The following is a 15,736-nucleotide window of genomic DNA, read 5'->3' on the forward strand; positions in this document are numbered from 1 at the left end:
AGCGCAAGATGGTTAACAGCCTGCTTAACGGCATCCGACCGGCAAAGGAAAACTGCGCAATGTCATGCCGCAACGCAACATCAGATGCGACGAACCGCGCAATCGCGCAATCATCGCATCCGACGCTGTCACCAAACGGCAACATTCCGGTCCGCTGGCGGAACGATCAGGCGTTGTCCTGATCCTTGCGCGCCCGCTCGCCATCTTCGTCATAGCCCGAGGACGGGACCGGCTCACCACCGTCCGGCTCGGAGATGGCCACCGGGTCGCTCCCGTCCATCGTCTCATCCAGGCCATTGTCCAGCCGGGCGTCGACGCTGTCGGGGTTCTTCTGCAAACGCTTGGTGATCGACTTGTCCTGTCCCGCGTCCTGACGGGGATCGCGGCCCTGGTTGCCCGCATTGGGCGCATCCGGCGCGACCGACAGGCTGTCGAGCGCGCGATCGTCGATGGCATTCATATCGGCTCTCCCACATGTCCGTTCCACGCACAGAACGAGCGGTGTCGCGGCGCGTTCCTGTCGGATGATCGACGGAAGACCGAATGGGATCAGTCGAGCCGGTCGACGCGCACGCGCTGCGCGATCAACTGCGCGGTGCCGAACACGGTCATGAACGCGATGTCGGTCGCATCGCGGCCGACGCAGATGCGCGCGATCTCCGCCGGGCTGGCCATGCCGGTGGCATCGACCAGATGCCAGCCGCCGTCCAGCCACAGCTCCGCCACCGCATGGAAGTCGGGCGGAGTGACGTCGGGCGCATAGGCCGCGACGCAGCGCGCCGGGATCTCGGCCGCGCGGGCCAGCGCGACGAGCAGATGCGCATAGTCACGGCACACGCCCTCCCGGCTGGCGAAGGTATCGAGCGCGGTGGTGGTGCCCGTGCTGCCGCTCGGGCGATAGCGGAGCGAGCGGGCCGTCCATTCGGTCAGCGCCGCTGCCAGGGCGCCGCCGCTCAGTCCCGCAAATTCCGCGCGCACGAACCCCTCCAGCTTGTCCGAGGGGCAGTAGCGGCTTGGCATCAGATAGCCGACCACTGGCCCTGGCAGATGCCGCACCGGGGTCGGCGGCAGCCGGTGGAGCGGGTGAACCAGGCGATCCACCACCAGGGTCGCGGCGTAGCGGGCGGTGAAGCGGCCGACCGCGTGTGACCAGCATCGCTGGCCGATTCCCTCCTCGCCCGGCACGGCGGCCAGCGGCAGGTCGGACCAGACGTCGAGCGCCTCCGACTCGATCCACTGGTCCGGCAGCGCCGCCGCCGCGATCTGGAGGAGCACATCGGCCGGCTCGGGCAGGCCGTAATCGAGATCGACGGCGATCGACAGGCGGGTCGGCATGACGGGCTTCCGAGCGGAGGGCATGAAAAAAGCCCGGCGGATCTGATCCGCCGGGCCCGGATGGTTCGATCCCGTCCGCGCGATCAGTCGCGCGAGCTGCCGAAGAGGCGCAGGATGAACATGAACATGTTGATGAAGTCGAGATAGAGGCTCAGCGCCGACATCACGACCACCTTGCCCTCATACTCGGTGCCGGCGACCTGGTAATACAGGCTCTTGGTGCGCTGCGTGTCATAGGCGGTCAGGCCAGCGAACAGCAGGACGCCGACGAAGCTGATCACCAGGGCCATCGGACCCGACTGCAGGAAGATGTTGATGACGCTGGCCACCAGCAAACCAACCACGCCGATGATCAGGAAGGTACCGAAGGCCGACAGGTCCCGCTTGGTGGTATAGCCGTAGAGGCTGAGCGCCGCGAAGCCGGCCGCCGTCGCGAAGAAGGCCTGCGCGATCGAGGTGCCCGAATAGACCAGGAAGATGGTCGACAGCGACAAACCCATCAGCACCGCGAAGCCCCAGAACAGGCCCTGCATCGTGCCCGTCGACATGCGGTTCTGGCCGAAGCTCATCGCGAAGACGATCGCCAGCGGGGCGAACATCACGACATAGCGGAGGATGCCGCCGCTCACGAAGACCTGCGCGGCCAGCGAGTCCCGGCCGCCGGCGGCGAACAGCATCGCGACGATGCCGCTCAGTAGCACGGCCGAGGCCATATAGTTGTAGACGCGCAACATATAGCTGCGCAGGCCCGCGTCACGGGCCGCGTCACCCGCGGACGCGAACGTCCTGCCGAACGGCGCGGCGTTGGGGCGTGGATCGGACCAATTCGCCATGGTGAATAAAACTCCCTCCCCGGCATGATGCCGGATGGGCCGTATATCGGCCCGAATGCGGCATGTTTCAAGCGCGGGGCGATGACAGTCCCCCCACCCACGGGTTAAGAGCCGGACATGATCCGGCTGTTCGTTGCCCTCCGTCCGCCGCTCGCCATTCGCGATTCGCTGGCCGATCTGATGGACCATGTGCCCGGCGCACGCTGGCAATCGGACGAGCAATTGCATGTGACGCTCCGCTTCGTCGGCGAGGTCGACCGCCACCAGGGCGAGGACCTCGCCGCCGCGCTGGCGAGCATCCATGCGCCAGCGCCGCACGTCGCCCTGTCCGGGGTCGGCAGCTTCGGACGCGGCGGGCGGGCGGATACGCTCTGGGCCGGGTTGGCGCCGGCCGCACCGCTCGCGCACCTCGCCGCCAAGGTGGAGCAGGCCTGCCGCCGCGCCGGTCTGCCGCCGGAGACCCGCGCCTATCTGCCGCATATCACCGTCGCGCGGCTGCCCCGCGCGCTCGGCCACGCGCCGGAGGTGGCGCATTGGTGCGGCGACCATGCCGGCCTGACCAGCGCATCCTTCGTCTTGCCGCACCTGATCCTCTACCAGAGCCATCTGGGCGGCGAGGGCGCGATGTACGAGCCGGTAGCGCGCTGGCCGCTGGAACCGGGACCAGAGCCGGAACGATTGACCGCGGAATCATAGGGAGAGCATTGATGTACAAGGGGATCGTGATCATCGGGTTGGCCGCCGCGACGCTGGCGGGCTGTTCGCAGGATCGGACGGCGATCGGCGAGGCGGTGCCTGGCGGCCGCTCCGCCACAGCGAACCTGCGGACTGCGGCCGGTGGCGATGCGGGTCGCGCGACCGCCACCGAGGTCGCGGGCGGCCTGCGTGTGACGCTTGACACGCAGGGCCTGCCGCCTGGCACCCATGGCGCGCATGTCCACACCACCGGACGCTGCGATGCACCGGACTTCACCACGGCAGGAGGACACTGGAATCCGACCGCCATGAAGCACGGCAGCCAGAATCCGCAGGGTCCGCACGAGGGCGATCTTCCCAACCTGATCATCGGCAGCGACGGCCGCGGCACGCTGGGCGTGACGGTGCCGGGCGCGACGCTGGACGGCTTGCTCGACGCCGACGGCAGCGCGATCATCGTCCATGCCGCGCCCGACGACCTGAAGACCGATCCGTCGGGCAATAGCGGCGGCCGCATCGCCTGCGGCGTGTTCATGCCGGCCTGAACCGTCCGGAACGGGCGATGCGCCCCGCCCGTTCCGATTACAGCGCCTCGCCCGCCGCCCGTGCCCGATCCTCGCGCGATCGCTCGGCGGCGGGCACAAGGCGGAAGGCGGCGATCGCGGCGGCGAGCGTGATCGGCGCGGAGGCGAGCAGCGACAGCATCCCGATCGACAGACTGCCCGACAGCGTCGACACCCGTCCGGCCAGGTAGGGCCCGAGAGCAAGGCCGAGCAGGGTCGTGCCGATGAAGAAGGTTGCGGTCGCCGTTCCGCGCATCCGGGGCAGGACCAGATCCTGCGTGGTCGCCGCCGCCGCGCCGAGCGCGACGCTGGCGGTGACCTGCGCCGCGAACAGCATCGGGTAGAGCAAAGCCGTCGAGTCGGCGGTGAAGGCCAGCACCAAGAAGGGCAGCGGCACGACCGCGCCGAAAATCACCACCATCAGCCGCCCCGCCGGGTGCCGCCGCCGCAGCCGGTCCGCCGCGACTCCGCCCAACGTCACGCCCAGGAAGCCGCCCAGCGCGCCGCTCGCCCCCAGGAAGAAACCGGCCGTGGCAGGAGACGCGCCCAGCACCCGCAGCGCGTACGGCGCCGCCCAGAAGCTGGCGGCATAGGCGATGAACGCATTGAGGCCATAGGCCACGACGGTCAGCACGAAGGCGGGCGTCCCGATGATCAGCGCGAAGGTCGGCGGGTCGCGCCGCCGCAGCGCGCACGCCCAGGAGAAGACGGCATAGATGCCGATCCCGACCGCCGTCCATTGCGGCCAAGGCTCGCCCATCGCGACCAGCCCGACCACCGCCGCCACGGTGAGCCCGGCGGCGAGCAGGTTGACGAGGAAGGCGCGCGCGCCGCCGGCCAGCGCGCCGACCAGCGTCAGCGGCGGGATGATCGTCACCAGCTCGGACAGGAAGGCGCGGAACGGCGCGGGATGCGGCGCGGGCGGCGGCAATCCTTCGACCGCGCCGCGCACCGGCTCGCGCAAGGTCGCGATCCAGGCCGCGACCAGCAGTCCCGGCACGCCAACCGCCAGGAACGCCGCCTGCCAGCCGACCAGCCCCCAGGGGCCACCGCCCGGATAGGCGCGGTTCCAGCCCTGAACGATCAACCCGCCGATGAACAGGGAACAACCGCCCCCGACATAGAGGCCGGCAGAGTAGATCGACAGCGCGGTCGCGCGCAGCCGCTTGGGGAACCAGTCGGAGATCAGCGAATAGGCCGACGGGCTGGCGGTCGCCTCGCCGATGCCGACGCCGATCCGCGCCGCCGCGAGATGGCCGCCGCTACGCGACAGACCGGACAAGGCGGTCATGGTCGACCACAGCGCGAGACCGATCACCATAAGCCGGCCGCGATGCCAGTTATCCGCCAGCCGGCCGAGCGGGATGCCGAACAGCGAATAGAAGACACCGAAAGCGGTGCCGTAAAGGAAACCCAGGTCTTCGTCCCGCAGGCCCAGGTCACGCTTGATGTCCTCCGCCAGGATCGAGATGATCTGCCGATCGATGAAGTTCAGCACATAGACGAGGAACAGGATGAACAGCACGTACCAGGCATAGCGCGGTGCGGCGGCGGCGGGCGGAATGCCGCCCGGTTCGGCGGCTTCTGGTGCGTAGGCCATGCTCTCTCCCGCTCTCATCACGAGCGGTCAGGCTATCAGAGGCTGGCGGCCGATCAACGGATTTCGTGCATCGGGTATGGCCACCAATCCCGTGACAGCCCCGCAATGGGCCATGCCAGTCAGGATGTTCGTGGTTTCGGCATCCCCGACCGTCGTGGTCAGCCCTGCTTCATCCCGGCCGCGCCCCGTTCCAGCCGCGCCAGCAGGGCGGCGATGCTCGGCTCGGCGCCGGGCTCCTCGGCGGCCGGCGTCGGCGCGCTTCGCTTGCCAAAGGAGGACAAGTTGTTGCTCAGGTCGACCGAGCGCAGATAGGTGATCGCATCCTCGCCCAGCCGGGGCGGTTCGCCCGATCGCAGATTGGCGATCGGCAGCAGGTCGACGGGCGCCTCCGCCGGATCGGGGGGCGTGGCCGGCGCGTCCTCCGCCGCCACTTCCTGCTCCTCCTCCCGCACGCCCTTGGCCGCGCAGAGTTGCGGCGGCGATGGCGTCGGCACCGGCTGCAACGGCACGACCGGCAAGGCATCCGGGTCGAACGCGGCAAGCGGCTGGTCGAGATCGCGGGGCAGCCGCCGCTCCTCCTCGGGAAAAGGCTCCAGCCCCGCGCCCCAGACGGCGGCCCGCGCCCGCTTGCCCTTGCGCACCAGCGCACCGCCATGGCCGAACAGCAGATAGAGGCTGGACCAGACGAACCCCGCGACAAGCAGCGCGGCGGCGATCATCGCCACCACCCTCAGCCCCTGCATCGTACCGAGCACCGGCAACAGCGCCGTCATTCCGGTCGGCCGCACCACGGCGGCAATCCAGACCGGCGACGCCTCCGCCGCCACCGCCGCACCGATCAGGGACGCCAGGCCGGCCGCGATGAACGGCAGCGTACGGATCAGGGGCGTGCGGTGGAAACGATGCATGGCAAACCTTTCGATGCCATGTCTTGCGGGAAATGGTAAATAAAAGTGAAACGGCAATGGTGGCAAATATGGGCGGTCAGCGCCGCCGGATCGGCCCGGCGGCGCTGAGTCCCCTGCCGTTATCGATACATTCCCGACCTTATTCCGACACTTCCTCTTCCAGGGCGCTCAGGATCGCCTGGTTGAAAGCGGGGATGTCGTTCGGATTGCGGCTGGTGATCAGGTTGCCGTCAATCACCACTTCTTCATCAACGACCTCGCCCCCGGCATTCTCCAGGTCGGTGCGAATCGACGGATAGCTGGTGAGTCGCCGGCCGTCGATCACGTCCGCCTCGGCAAGCAGCCACGGGCCATGGCAGATGGCGGCGACGATCTTGTCGTCCTCCATGAATTCCGCGACGATCTCCACCGCACGCTCTTCGAGCCGCAGCTTGTCCGGGTTGCAGGTACCGCCGGGAATGACCAGGGCGTCGTAATCGTCGGTATCGACCTCGGCCAGGGTCAGATCGGGCGTTGCCGTCTCCGCCTTGTTGATGTCCTGCTCCATGCCCTGGATCGGGTCGCGCTTGATCGAGGCCAGCGCGACCGTCGCGCCCGCCGCCTCCAGCGCCTTTTTCGGCTCGAACAACTCCACCGTCTCGAACCCGTCGGCGGCGATCATCAGCACGCGCGCGTTGGAAAGGTCGGCCATGTCACTACTCCTGTGGGGGAAACCCGTCGCCGAGAACCCATGCGGCGCGCGCCCGTTCCGGAACGAACCCGGACGCGCGCGCATTTGCAAAAACCTACGAAGGAGATCCGGGTGACCGCGCGCATCGTCTACTGCGATGATTCCAAAGCAGGAATTTCCCGCCGCAAGGTTCGCGACCAGTGGGAATATCGTGACGCGGCGGGCGAGCGGATCACGGACCCGGACGAGATCGCCCGGCTGAACGCGATCGGCCTGCCCCCCGCCTATGAGCGCGCCTGGTTCTGCCCGAAGGCCAATGGCCATATCCAGGCGATCGGCTGGGACGAGAAGGGCCGCAAGCAATATCGTTATCACGCCGACTTCCGCGCCGCGCAGGAGGCCGCCAAATATGATCGGTGTTGCGAGTTCGGCACCGCCCTGCCCCGGCTGCGCAAGCGGGTGGAAGCCGATTTGAAGCGGCGCGGCCTGTGCAAGGAACGCGCGGTCGCCGCGGTCGTCCGCCTGCTCGACATCGGTCATCTGCGCGTCGGCAACGAGGCCTATGCGGAAGCGAACAAGTCGTTCGGCGCGACCACGCTGCGCAAGCGCCACGGTACGGTACGGGGATCGACGCTGAAGCTGCGCTACAAGGGCAAGTCGGGCAAGATGCGCGACGTCGCGATCACCGACCGCGCGCTGGCCAGTACGGTGCGCCGGATGGAGGATCTGGACGAGCAGCATCTGTTCGCCTGGGTCGATGCCGCAGGCGAGGCGCACCCGGTCACCTCCTCGGACGTCAATGCCTATATCAAGCAGGCGACCACCTGCGACTTCACCGCCAAGCATTTCCGCACCTGGGGCGCCAGCGTCGCTGCGTTCGAGGCGCTCGCCCAAGCCGAGGAGGATCTGAGCCTCAAGGCGATGCTGGAGCCGGTGGTCGCGCGACTGGGCAACACGCCCGCGATTGCCCGCAAGAGCTACGTCCATCCGGCGCTGATCGCCTTGACCAAGACCGGCCAGGCAGCCTTTCGCAAGGCGTTGCGCCTGCCGCGCTCACGTCCCTATCTCAGCCGCACCGAACGCGGGCTGATCGCCTTTCTGGAGGCAGGCACGCCGCCGGCCGCCACCTGAATCGGCATTTCTGAAGAGGTTTTCATGTCCAAATCCCCGCCTGCCAATGCGCAGGAGCCGATCTTCGACGCGGCGGCGCTCCAATCCCAGACTCACGGACTCATCGCCGCCTCCACCGAATGGCTGCGCGAACATTGGCTGCAAATCCTCGTCGCCTTCGCGATCGGCACCGTCATCGTGCTGGTGCTGCATGCGCTGCGCCGGGTCGGCGCGAAGCTGTGCGACCGGCCGCACTGGGCCGCGGGCTGGGGCGTCGTGCTGGGCCGCACCGTGTCGCGCACCGGCAATATCTTCATCGTCATGCTCGCCGCCAAGCTGGTGGTCGGCTACGCCGGCGCGCCGGTCCAGGTCGAAAGCACGGTCCACTTTCTGTTCACCATCGCCGCCGTGTTCCAGGCGGCGCTTTGGGCGCGCGAACTGATCCTGGGTTCGATCGAGCATCGCACCTCCGCCGCCAATTACCAGGGCGAGGCGCTGCTGTCGGCGATGGGGCTGATCCGGTTGCTCGTCACCTTCGCGCTGTTCGCGATCGCGCTGGTCGTGGTGCTCGACAATCTGGGCGTCAACGTCACCGGCCTGGTGGCCGGGCTCGGCGTCGGCGGCATCGCCATCGGTCTGGCGGCGCAGGGCATCTTCGCCGACCTGTTCGCGGCCCTGGCGATCATCTTCGACCGCCCGTTCCGGCGCGGCGACAAGGTCAATTACGACCAGACCAGCGGCGTGATCGAGGGGATCGGCCTCAAGTCCACCCGCATTCGTGCCTATACGGGCGAGTTGCGCATCATCTCCAATCGCCAGTTGCTCGACAAGGAAATCCAAAACATCACGGTGCGCGACCATATCCGCATCGGCTTCACCATCGGCGTCGCCTATGAGACGCCGCCCGACCTGCTCGAGCGCGTACCCGCGATCCTGCGCGAGATCGTCGAAGCGGAGGGTGGCACGGTGGCGCGCGCCGGCTTCGAGACGTTCGGAGCGAGTTCGATCGACCTGTCTCTGCTGTTCGACGTGCCCGGTGACGACTGGAACAAGGCGCATCCGATGCGCGACCGGATCGTGGTGGCGATCATGCGCCGCTTCGCGAAGGAAGGGATCAGCATCCCCTATCCGACTCAGACCACCTATACCGCCGCGCCCGACGGACGGATCATCATGCCCTATCCGGAGGTCCAGCCGGTGCATGTCGAGAACAGCCCCGACCGCTAGAGTGACGCCAAACCGCCATGGATGACAAATCCGCCATCCCCGGCTGAGCGCCTTGCCGCAGCCATGATCGCGCCCTAACCGACGCGCTCATGCGCTCGGCGTATCTCCAGTCCCATGCCCAAGGTCAGGGTGCGTCGCGTCGCCGAACCGGCGCATTTATCCTCACGGTGCTGGCGCATCTGCTGCTGCTCCTGCTGCTGCTGCGACTCGCCCCGCCGCTGACCGAGCGCAAGCCGGACGAGCCGCCGACCAGCTTCTCGCTGCTCCCCGATCGCGGCGAAGCGCCGAAGCCCGCCGCGCAAGGCAAGACCGCCCGGGTCGAGCCGCGCAAGAGCGGCGATGCCGTCAAGGTCGATACACCCCGCCCCGTCGCCCAGGCCAAACCGGTCGAAGCACCGGTGCCGCCGCCCTTCGCGCCCGGCGTGATCCCCAATAGCAAGACGCTGTTCGACTCGTTCGACCTCGCCAAGGTGCAGGGATCGGGCGGCGGCCGCGCCGGCGACAATGACGGCGAGGCGGGCGACGGCAAGGACAGCCGCTCCGTCTATGGCCCCGGCGAGGGATCGGGCGGGCAACGGCTCTATAACGCCGAATGGTATCGCGAGCCGAGCAACAGCGAGTTGAACGGCTATCTGCCCGCCGACGCACCGCCGACCGGCTGGGGCATGGTCGCTTGCCGCACGATCGAAGACTATCATGTCGACAACTGCCGATCGCTGGGCGAATCGCCGCTCGGTTCGGGTTTCGCCCGCTCGCTGCGCCTCGCCGCCTGGCAGTTCCGCGTCCGCCCGCCGCGCCTGGGCGGCAAGCCGCTGATCGGCGCCTGGGTGCGCATCCGCATCGAGTACACGCAAGGCAACGCCACCCTGAAATAGCGTGACGAGGCCGTGCCCCACTGTTTTTAGAAGATCGGGTTCGCCCTTTCCACGGACAAATCAACCCTCACCGCACCATCCCACCTCCCTTATCGAATGATCGGTTCGGCAAGGCTTGCGGTGTGGGCGATCCCCGTCCTAGAAGGGCGGCGCGCAGTCGAGCGCCACAGAACAGGACGAGCCATGGCGACGGTCACCCCCGCGCAGATGAAGGAGAACATCGGGACGGAGCACGTCTCCGACTGGGTGGAGGTCACCCAGGCGATGATCGACCGTTTCGCCGAGGCGACCGGCGACGAGCAGTTCATCCATGTCGATCCGGTCCGTGCGGCCGAGACGGAGTTCGGCGGCACCATCGCCCATGGCTTCCTGACCTTGTCGCTGATGCCGATGCTGTCCGCGCGCACCGACCTGCCCCGACTGGCCGGGGCGCGGATGGGCGTGAACTATGGCGGCAACAGCGTCCGTTTCCTGTCGCCCGTCCGCTCCGGCGCGCGCGTGCGCGGCCGTTTCCGCCTGGTCGACTTCATGGAGAAGCGGCCGGGCCAGTACCAGCTCACCCACGCCTTCACCGTGGAGATCGAGGGGCAGGACAAGCCCGCGCTGATCGCAGAATGGATCGGCCAGACCTTCACCTGATCTCCGCTTCTCCCTTCCCTTCCCAGCCCTGAGGATTGCCGACCATGCGCTCCGCCGTCATCGTCTCCACCGCCCGTACGCCAATCGGTCGCGCCTATCGCGGCGCATTCAACGCCCTGCCCTCACCCAGCCTCGCCGCCCATGCGATCCGCGCCGCCGTCGAGCGCGCTGGCCTGTCCGGCGAGGAGGTGGATGACGTCGTCTGGGGCGCCGCGCTTCAGCAGGGGCACCAAGCCGGCAATATCGCCCGCACGTCGCTGCTCCGCGCCGGTCTGCCGGCCACGGTCGCGGGCATGTCCGTCGACCGCCAATGCGCCAGCGGCTTGATGGCGATCGCCACAGCCGCCAAGCAGATCGTCAGCGACGGCATGGCCATCGCGATCGGCGGTGGCGTCGAGTCGATCAGCATGGTCCAGACCCCCAAGATGAACGTCGCGCCCGATCCCGAGCTGCTGGCGATGCACCGGAATATCTACATGCCGATGCTCCAGACCGCCGAGGTGGTCGCGAAGCGCTATGGCATCACCCGCGAGCAGATGGACGAATATGGCCTTCAGTCGCAGCAGCGCACGGCGGCGGCGCAGGCGGCCGGGAAGTTCGACGACGAGATCGTTCCCGTCACCGCGACCATGGCGGTCGTGGACAAGGCGACCAAGGAGGTCTCGCATCACGAGGTGACCCTGTCTCAGGACGAGGGCAATCGCGCCGACACCACGCTGGCGGGGCTCTCGGGGCTGAAGACGGTGATCGAGGGCGGCACCATCACCGCCGGCAATGCCTCGCAGCTGTCGGACGGCGCCTCCGCCTCGGTGCTGATGTCGGAGGAGGAAGCCGCCCGGCGCGGCCTCACCCCGCTCGGCCGCTATGTCGGCATGGCGGTGGCGGGCACCGAGCCGGACGAGATGGGCATCGGTCCGGTCTTCGCCATCCCCAAGCTGCTGGAGCGCAACGGGCTGACGATGGACGATATCGGCCTGTGGGAACTGAACGAGGCGTTCGCGGTGCAGGTCCTCTATTGCCGCGACCGGCTCGGCATCCCGAACGAGTTGCTCAACGTCAATGGCGGCGCGATCTCGATCGGCCACCCGTACGGCATGTCAGGCGCGCGCATGACCGGCCACGCGCTGATCGAAGGCAAGCGGCGCGGCGCGAAATATGTCGTGGTGACGATGTGCGTCGGCGGCGGCATGGGCGCGGCCGGCCTGTTCGAGGTGCTGTGAGCCGCACCGGAGTCATCAACTATCCGATCACCCACTCATAAGGGTTAGCCGCAAGACCCTTCCCACCACCCCGGCCCCCGCCGGGGGGTGGGAAGTAGGGGATCGGCATATCGCTTCGCCACATTTGGCGTGCCGAAGAGGAAGGCGCATCCTTGGTGGCGCGCAACGGCGCCGGCCCGCCCCGCAACCAACCCACCGCCGCCACGTTTCCCCATGTAACAAGATCAAAGGAGAAGCGAATTATGGCCGACACCGACAGCCCGCAGGAAATCGCCGCAACCTTCATCGACAAGCTGAAGGCCAGCCCCTTTGTCATGCTCGGCCTGATGGACGGCCAGCATAGCGAGCCGATGACCGCGCAGATCGATGACGACCAGCCCAACACGCTGTTCTTCTTCGCCGGCAAGGACAATCGCGCGGCCAAGGGCGGCGATGCGATGGCGCAGTTCGTCGGCAAGGGGCACGACTTCTTCGCCTGTCTGGCGGGCACGATCAGCCAGCAGAACGACCGCGCGCAGATCGACAAGCTGTGGAGCAATCAGGTCGAGGCTTGGTTCCCCGGCGGCAAGGAAGACCCGAACCTGGCGCTGCTCCGCTTCGACATCGATTCGGCGGAGCTTTGGGAAACCGACATCTCGCTGTCGGGCCGGGTGAAGATGCTGTTCGGCGGCACGATCCGAGGCGACGAGTCGTCCAGCCATGCGGTGGTCGGCTCGATCGCCTGATCCGACGTCCGACACACAAAAGGGGGCCGTGGCACCAACCACCGCCCCCTTCTTGTTATCCGCCTATAGCCGATCAGCCATTGGCGGTCATGAATTCCTCGCACACCGGCGCGATGCGGTTGCGCCACTTGGAGCCGTTGAAGATGCCGTAATGGCCGACGCCTTCGGCCATCAGATACTGCTTCTTCTCGGCCGGCAGGTTGGTCGCCAGCGTCAGTGCCGCGCGGGTCTGGCCGAGCCCGGAAATATCGTCCCGCTCGCCCTCGATCGCGAGCAGGCCGATATCGGTGATCGCCCCTGGATCGACACGCTGGCCGCGATGCAGATACTCGCCCTTGGGCAGCGCATGGCGCTGGAACACCGTCTCGATCGTCTGCAGATAGAATTCGGCGGTCATGTCGCAGACCGAGCGATATTCCTCGTAGAAGCGCTTGGTCGCCTCGGCGCTGTCGCCATCACCCTGGACCAGATGCTTGAACAGCTCCCAATGGCTGACCAGGTGGTTGCCCAGGTTCATCGACATGAAGCCGGCGAGTTGGAGGAAGCCCGGATAGACCTGCCGCCCCGCGCCCGGATAGGTCATTGGCACCGTGACGATTGCGTTCTGGCGGAACCAGGCATGGGGCCGTTCGGTCGCCAGCGTATTGACGGCGGTCGGCGCCTCGCGCGTATCGACCGGCCCGCCCATCATGGTCAGCGTCAGCGGACGGTTCGGATGCCGCTCCGCGCTCATCACCGCGGCAGCGGCATAGGCGGGAACCGAGGGCTGGCACACCGCCAGCATGTGCGAGCGCGGCGCGTCGTCCGTGCCCATCGCCGCCAGGAACGCGACGAGATAGTCGATATAGTCGTCCAGGTCGAAGCGTCCGGCGCTCAGCGGCACCAACTTGGCGTCGCGCCAGTCGGTGATATGGACATCGGCGAAGGGCAGCATCCGCTCCACCGTGCCGCGCAGAAGCGTGGCGTAATGGCCCGACATGGGCGCGACGATCAGCAGCTTGGGGCCGCCCTCGACGCCCTCGCGACGGAAGCGCTTGAGCTGGCCGAAGGGCTTGCGCAGCACGATTTCCTCGACGACCGGCACGTCGCGGCCGTCGATGGTCGTATGATCCAGACCGAAGGCGGGCTTGCCGCGGGGGGCGGCGGCATGGGCGAAAACCTCCAGCGCCGACCCGACGATCGCGCCGCCGCCCAGATAGGCGAAGGGGTTCGCCGGGTTCTGCAAAAGGCCCGCGCCGAAATTGGCCATGGCGCTGGCACCCGCGAGCATGGAGCGCTGCATTTCATAAGCGTCGTAGAGCATCGGGTATCCTTACCCCCATTTGGGTTGCCAGAGCCGTAACGCAATCTGACCGATTGGCAATGCGGCGGACGACGAGCGGTGGTGCGGTGCCGCAGGAGTCTTATAGACGATCCCCGTAGACCGAGCGACGCCCGTTGAGCGACCGGGGAGCCGCTGCTAGGCGGGGACCATGGCCAGAACTCCCCGCCCGCCCATCGGCTCCACCGACCAGCGGGACGCGGCGGCGAAAGCGCCGGAGCGTCGCCGGTTGGGCGACCTGTCGATGGTCTGGCACCATGCCCGCCGCTATCCCGGCCGCATCGCCATCGCCGGGGCCGCGCTGGTCACCACCTCGGCCGCGACGGTCGGCATCCCCTATGGATTCAAGCGGGTGATCGATCGCGGCTTCGGCGGGGCGGCGTCCGCCACCGGCGAGGCGACCTCCTTCGCCTCGTCCTTCCACTATCTGCTGATGATCGTGGCGGTGCTCGCCGTCGCGACCGCAATCCGCTTCTATTTCGTGTCCTGGCTGGGCGAGCGCGTGGTGGCCGACATCCGGCTGGCGGTGCAGCGCAACTTGCTGCGCCTGTCGCCGCGCTTCTTCGAGGAGAACCGGCCGTCGGAGATCGCCTCCCGCCTCACCTCGGACACCGCGCTGATCGAGATGATCGTCGGCGGCACCGTGTCGATCGCGCTGCGCAACGCCTTCACCGGCGTCGGCGGCATGATCTATCTGTTCGTCATCTCGCCCAAGCTCGCCGGGCTGCTGCTGATCGGCATCCCGCTGATCGTGCTGCCGATGACCCTGCTCGGCCGGCGCGTCCGCAACCATTCGCGCACTTCGCAGGACCGGGTGGCGGAGGTCGGCTCGCTGACCACCGAGGTGCTGGGGGCGATGCGCATCGTCCAGGCCTTCGGGCAGGAGGACCGCGAGGCCGGACGCTTCGGCGCGGCGGTGGAGGCCACGTTCGACGCCGCCCGCCGCCGCAACGCGCTGCGCGCCGGCATGACCGCGATCGTCATCGCGCTCGTCTTCGGGTCGATCACGCTGGTGCTGTGGGAAGGCGCCATCGACGTCGCCGCCGGGCGATTGTCGGGCGGGTCGATCGCGGCGTTCGTGCTGACCGGCGGCATCGTCGCCGGCGCGTTCGGCGCGCTGACCGAAGTCTATGGCGACCTGCTGCGCGGCGCGGGCGCGGCGAGCCGGCTGTCCGAGCTGCTGCGCGAGGTGCCGGCGATCGCCGCCCCCGCCCGGCCCGCCGCCCTGCCCGTGCCGGCGCGCGGCGCCCTGCGGTTCGAGGGCGTCGAGTTTCGCTATCCCACGCGCCCCGATGTCGCGGCGCTGCACGACTTCACGCTGGACGTGCGGCCGGGTGAGACGGTGGCAGTGGTCGGCCCCTCGGGTGCCGGCAAGTCGACGCTGTTCCAGCTCGCCGAGCGCTTCTACGACCCCCAGGCCGGCCGGGTGCTGATCGACGACGTGCCGTTGACGCAGGCCGATCCGGCGGACCTGCGCGCGCGAATCGCGATGGTGCCGCAGGAGACGGTGATCTTCGCCGCCTCCGCCCGCGACAATCTTCGCTATGGCCGCTGGGACGCCGACGACGACGCGCTCTGGGCCGCCGCCGAAGCCGCCAATGCCGCCGACTTCCTGCGCCGCCTGCCTGGCGGGCTCGACACCTATCTGGGCGAGGGCGGCGCGCGCCTGTCGGGCGGGCAGCGCCAGCGCATCACCATCGCCCGCGCACTGCTGCGCGACTCGCCGATCCTGCTGCTCGACGAGGCGACCAGCGCGCTCGACGCGGAAAGCGAACGGCTGGTGCAGCAGGCGCTGGAGCGACTGATGACGACGCGCACCACGTTGGTCATCGCCCACCGGCTGGCGACGGTGCGCGCGGCCGGACGGATCATCGTGATGGACGAAGGCCGGATCGTCGAACAGGGCACTCACGGCGAATTGATCGCGCAAAGCGGCCTTTATGCCCGTCTCGCCAGCCTGCAGTTCCACGACGCCTGAGAGCGGTTCTCGCAGCCAGGCATCGATGTTCGCGCG

At 68.1% G+C, this 15,736-nt stretch carries 16 protein-coding genes; 9 read left to right on the forward strand and 7 right to left on the reverse strand.

Annotated features, from left to right (window positions below):
• Positions 1-166 precede the first annotated feature (166 nt).
• The 3 genes from GGQ96_RS01400 to GGQ96_RS01410 form a co-directional block, all read right to left on the reverse strand.
• Positions 167-460 carry a hypothetical protein gene (locus GGQ96_RS01400; protein WP_184110808.1) on the reverse strand — a complete coding sequence of 98 codons (294 nt, stop codon included), beginning with the start codon at positions 458-460 and terminating at the stop codon, positions 167-169.
• 89 nt (positions 461-549) lie between these two features.
• On the reverse strand, positions 550-1,335 hold the full coding sequence (locus GGQ96_RS01405) for a transglutaminase-like domain-containing protein (protein WP_184110810.1): 786 nt from the start codon (positions 1,333-1,335) through the stop codon (positions 550-552).
• 83 nt (positions 1,336-1,418) lie between these two features.
• Positions 1,419-2,168: a Bax inhibitor-1/YccA family protein gene (locus GGQ96_RS01410; RefSeq protein ID WP_184110812.1), complete on the reverse strand. Its 750-nt coding sequence runs from the start codon at positions 2,166-2,168 to the stop codon at positions 1,419-1,421.
• Between the two features lie 117 nt (positions 2,169-2,285).
• On the opposite strand from GGQ96_RS01410, the gene thpR reads away from it, so the two are divergent.
• Both thpR and GGQ96_RS01420 read left to right on the forward strand, forming a co-directional pair.
• Positions 2,286-2,864, forward strand: coding sequence for an RNA 2',3'-cyclic phosphodiesterase (thpR, locus tag GGQ96_RS01415; protein ID WP_184110814.1), 579 nt, complete (start codon positions 2,286-2,288; stop codon positions 2,862-2,864).
• Between the two features lie 11 nt (positions 2,865-2,875).
• On the forward strand, positions 2,876-3,409 hold the full coding sequence (locus GGQ96_RS01420; protein ID WP_184110815.1) for a superoxide dismutase family protein: 534 nt from the start codon (positions 2,876-2,878) through the stop codon (positions 3,407-3,409).
• 37 nt (positions 3,410-3,446) lie between these two features.
• On the opposite strand, the gene GGQ96_RS01425 is transcribed toward GGQ96_RS01420, so the two are convergent.
• The 3 genes from GGQ96_RS01425 to GGQ96_RS01435 form a co-directional block, all read right to left on the reverse strand.
• Positions 3,447-5,027 (reverse strand): spinster family MFS transporter, encoded by a 1,581-nt coding sequence (locus GGQ96_RS01425; protein WP_184110817.1) that lies wholly within the window; start codon positions 5,025-5,027, stop codon positions 3,447-3,449.
• Between the two features lie 158 nt (positions 5,028-5,185).
• Positions 5,186-5,935 carry a hypothetical protein gene (locus GGQ96_RS01430; RefSeq protein WP_184110819.1) on the reverse strand — a complete coding sequence of 250 codons (750 nt, stop codon included), beginning with the start codon at positions 5,933-5,935 and terminating at the stop codon, positions 5,186-5,188.
• A gap of 139 nt (positions 5,936-6,074) precedes the next feature.
• Entirely contained in the window at positions 6,075-6,626 is a 552-nt protein-coding gene (locus GGQ96_RS01435) for a type 1 glutamine amidotransferase domain-containing protein (RefSeq protein WP_184110821.1), read from the reverse strand.
• A gap of 111 nt (positions 6,627-6,737) precedes the next feature.
• Between GGQ96_RS01435 and GGQ96_RS01440 the strand changes: the two genes are divergently transcribed.
• From GGQ96_RS01440 to GGQ96_RS01465, 6 genes are all read left to right on the forward strand, one after another.
• Entirely contained in the window at positions 6,738-7,736 is a 999-nt protein-coding gene (locus GGQ96_RS01440; protein ID WP_343058888.1) for a DNA topoisomerase IB, read from the forward strand.
• Positions 7,737-7,760: 24 nt separating this feature from the next.
• Positions 7,761-8,942 carry a mechanosensitive ion channel family protein gene (locus GGQ96_RS01445; RefSeq protein WP_184110825.1) on the forward strand — a complete coding sequence of 394 codons (1,182 nt, stop codon included), beginning with the start codon at positions 7,761-7,763 and terminating at the stop codon, positions 8,940-8,942.
• Positions 8,943-9,031: 89 nt separating this feature from the next.
• A complete protein-coding gene (locus GGQ96_RS01450; RefSeq protein WP_246360002.1) occupies positions 9,032-9,817 on the forward strand; it encodes a hypothetical protein in 786 nt (261 codons plus the stop codon).
• 183 nt (positions 9,818-10,000) lie between these two features.
• Positions 10,001-10,456: a MaoC family dehydratase gene (locus GGQ96_RS01455; RefSeq protein WP_184110827.1), complete on the forward strand. Its 456-nt coding sequence runs from the start codon at positions 10,001-10,003 to the stop codon at positions 10,454-10,456.
• Between the two features lie 44 nt (positions 10,457-10,500).
• Entirely contained in the window at positions 10,501-11,676 is a 1,176-nt protein-coding gene (locus GGQ96_RS01460; protein WP_184110829.1) for an acetyl-CoA C-acyltransferase, read from the forward strand.
• 242 nt (positions 11,677-11,918) lie between these two features.
• Positions 11,919-12,401, forward strand: coding sequence for a pyridoxamine 5'-phosphate oxidase family protein (locus GGQ96_RS01465; protein WP_184110831.1), 483 nt, complete (start codon positions 11,919-11,921; stop codon positions 12,399-12,401).
• 73 nt (positions 12,402-12,474) lie between these two features.
• On the opposite strand, the gene GGQ96_RS01470 is transcribed toward GGQ96_RS01465, so the two are convergent.
• Positions 12,475-13,704 (reverse strand): polyhydroxyalkanoate depolymerase, encoded by a 1,230-nt coding sequence (locus GGQ96_RS01470; RefSeq protein ID WP_184110833.1) that lies wholly within the window; start codon positions 13,702-13,704, stop codon positions 12,475-12,477.
• A gap of 169 nt (positions 13,705-13,873) precedes the next feature.
• Between GGQ96_RS01470 and GGQ96_RS01475 the strand changes: the two genes are divergently transcribed.
• The gene (locus GGQ96_RS01475) at positions 13,874-15,700 is read left to right on the forward strand and encodes an ABC transporter transmembrane domain-containing protein (RefSeq protein ID WP_184110841.1); all 1,827 of its coding nucleotides are present in this window, start codon (positions 13,874-13,876) and stop codon (positions 15,698-15,700) included.
• Positions 15,701-15,736 lie beyond the last annotated feature (36 nt).

The sequence above is a fragment of the Sphingomonas abaci genome (assembly GCF_014199625.1).
Classification (GTDB): Bacteria; Pseudomonadota; Alphaproteobacteria; order Sphingomonadales; family Sphingomonadaceae; genus Sphingomonas; species Sphingomonas abaci.

Coding starts and splice junctions, on each gene's coding strand:
- GGQ96_RS01400 (WP_184110808.1), bottom strand. CDS start 460: ATGAATGCCATCGACGATCGCGCGCTCGACAGCCTGTCGGTCGCGCCG.
- GGQ96_RS01405 (WP_184110810.1), bottom strand. CDS start 1,335: ATGCCGACCCGCCTGTCGATCGCCGTCGATCTCGATTACGGCCTGCCC.
- GGQ96_RS01410 (WP_184110812.1), bottom strand. CDS start 2,168: ATGGCGAATTGGTCCGATCCACGCCCCAACGCCGCGCCGTTCGGCAGG.
- thpR (WP_184110814.1), top strand. CDS start 2,286: ATGATCCGGCTGTTCGTTGCCCTCCGTCCGCCGCTCGCCATTCGCGAT.
- GGQ96_RS01420 (WP_184110815.1), top strand. CDS start 2,876: ATGTACAAGGGGATCGTGATCATCGGGTTGGCCGCCGCGACGCTGGCG.
- GGQ96_RS01425 (WP_184110817.1), bottom strand. CDS start 5,027: ATGGCCTACGCACCAGAAGCCGCCGAACCGGGCGGCATTCCGCCCGCC.
- GGQ96_RS01430 (WP_184110819.1), bottom strand. CDS start 5,935: ATGCATCGTTTCCACCGCACGCCCCTGATCCGTACGCTGCCGTTCATC.
- GGQ96_RS01435 (WP_184110821.1), bottom strand. CDS start 6,626: ATGGCCGACCTTTCCAACGCGCGCGTGCTGATGATCGCCGCCGACGGG.
- GGQ96_RS01445 (WP_184110825.1), top strand. CDS start 7,761: ATGTCCAAATCCCCGCCTGCCAATGCGCAGGAGCCGATCTTCGACGCG.
- GGQ96_RS01450 (WP_246360002.1), top strand. CDS start 9,032: ATGCGCTCGGCGTATCTCCAGTCCCATGCCCAAGGTCAGGGTGCGTCG.
- GGQ96_RS01455 (WP_184110827.1), top strand. CDS start 10,001: ATGGCGACGGTCACCCCCGCGCAGATGAAGGAGAACATCGGGACGGAG.
- GGQ96_RS01460 (WP_184110829.1), top strand. CDS start 10,501: ATGCGCTCCGCCGTCATCGTCTCCACCGCCCGTACGCCAATCGGTCGC.
- GGQ96_RS01465 (WP_184110831.1), top strand. CDS start 11,919: ATGGCCGACACCGACAGCCCGCAGGAAATCGCCGCAACCTTCATCGAC.
- GGQ96_RS01470 (WP_184110833.1), bottom strand. CDS start 13,704: ATGCTCTACGACGCTTATGAAATGCAGCGCTCCATGCTCGCGGGTGCC.
- GGQ96_RS01475 (WP_184110841.1), top strand. CDS start 13,874: ATGGCCAGAACTCCCCGCCCGCCCATCGGCTCCACCGACCAGCGGGAC.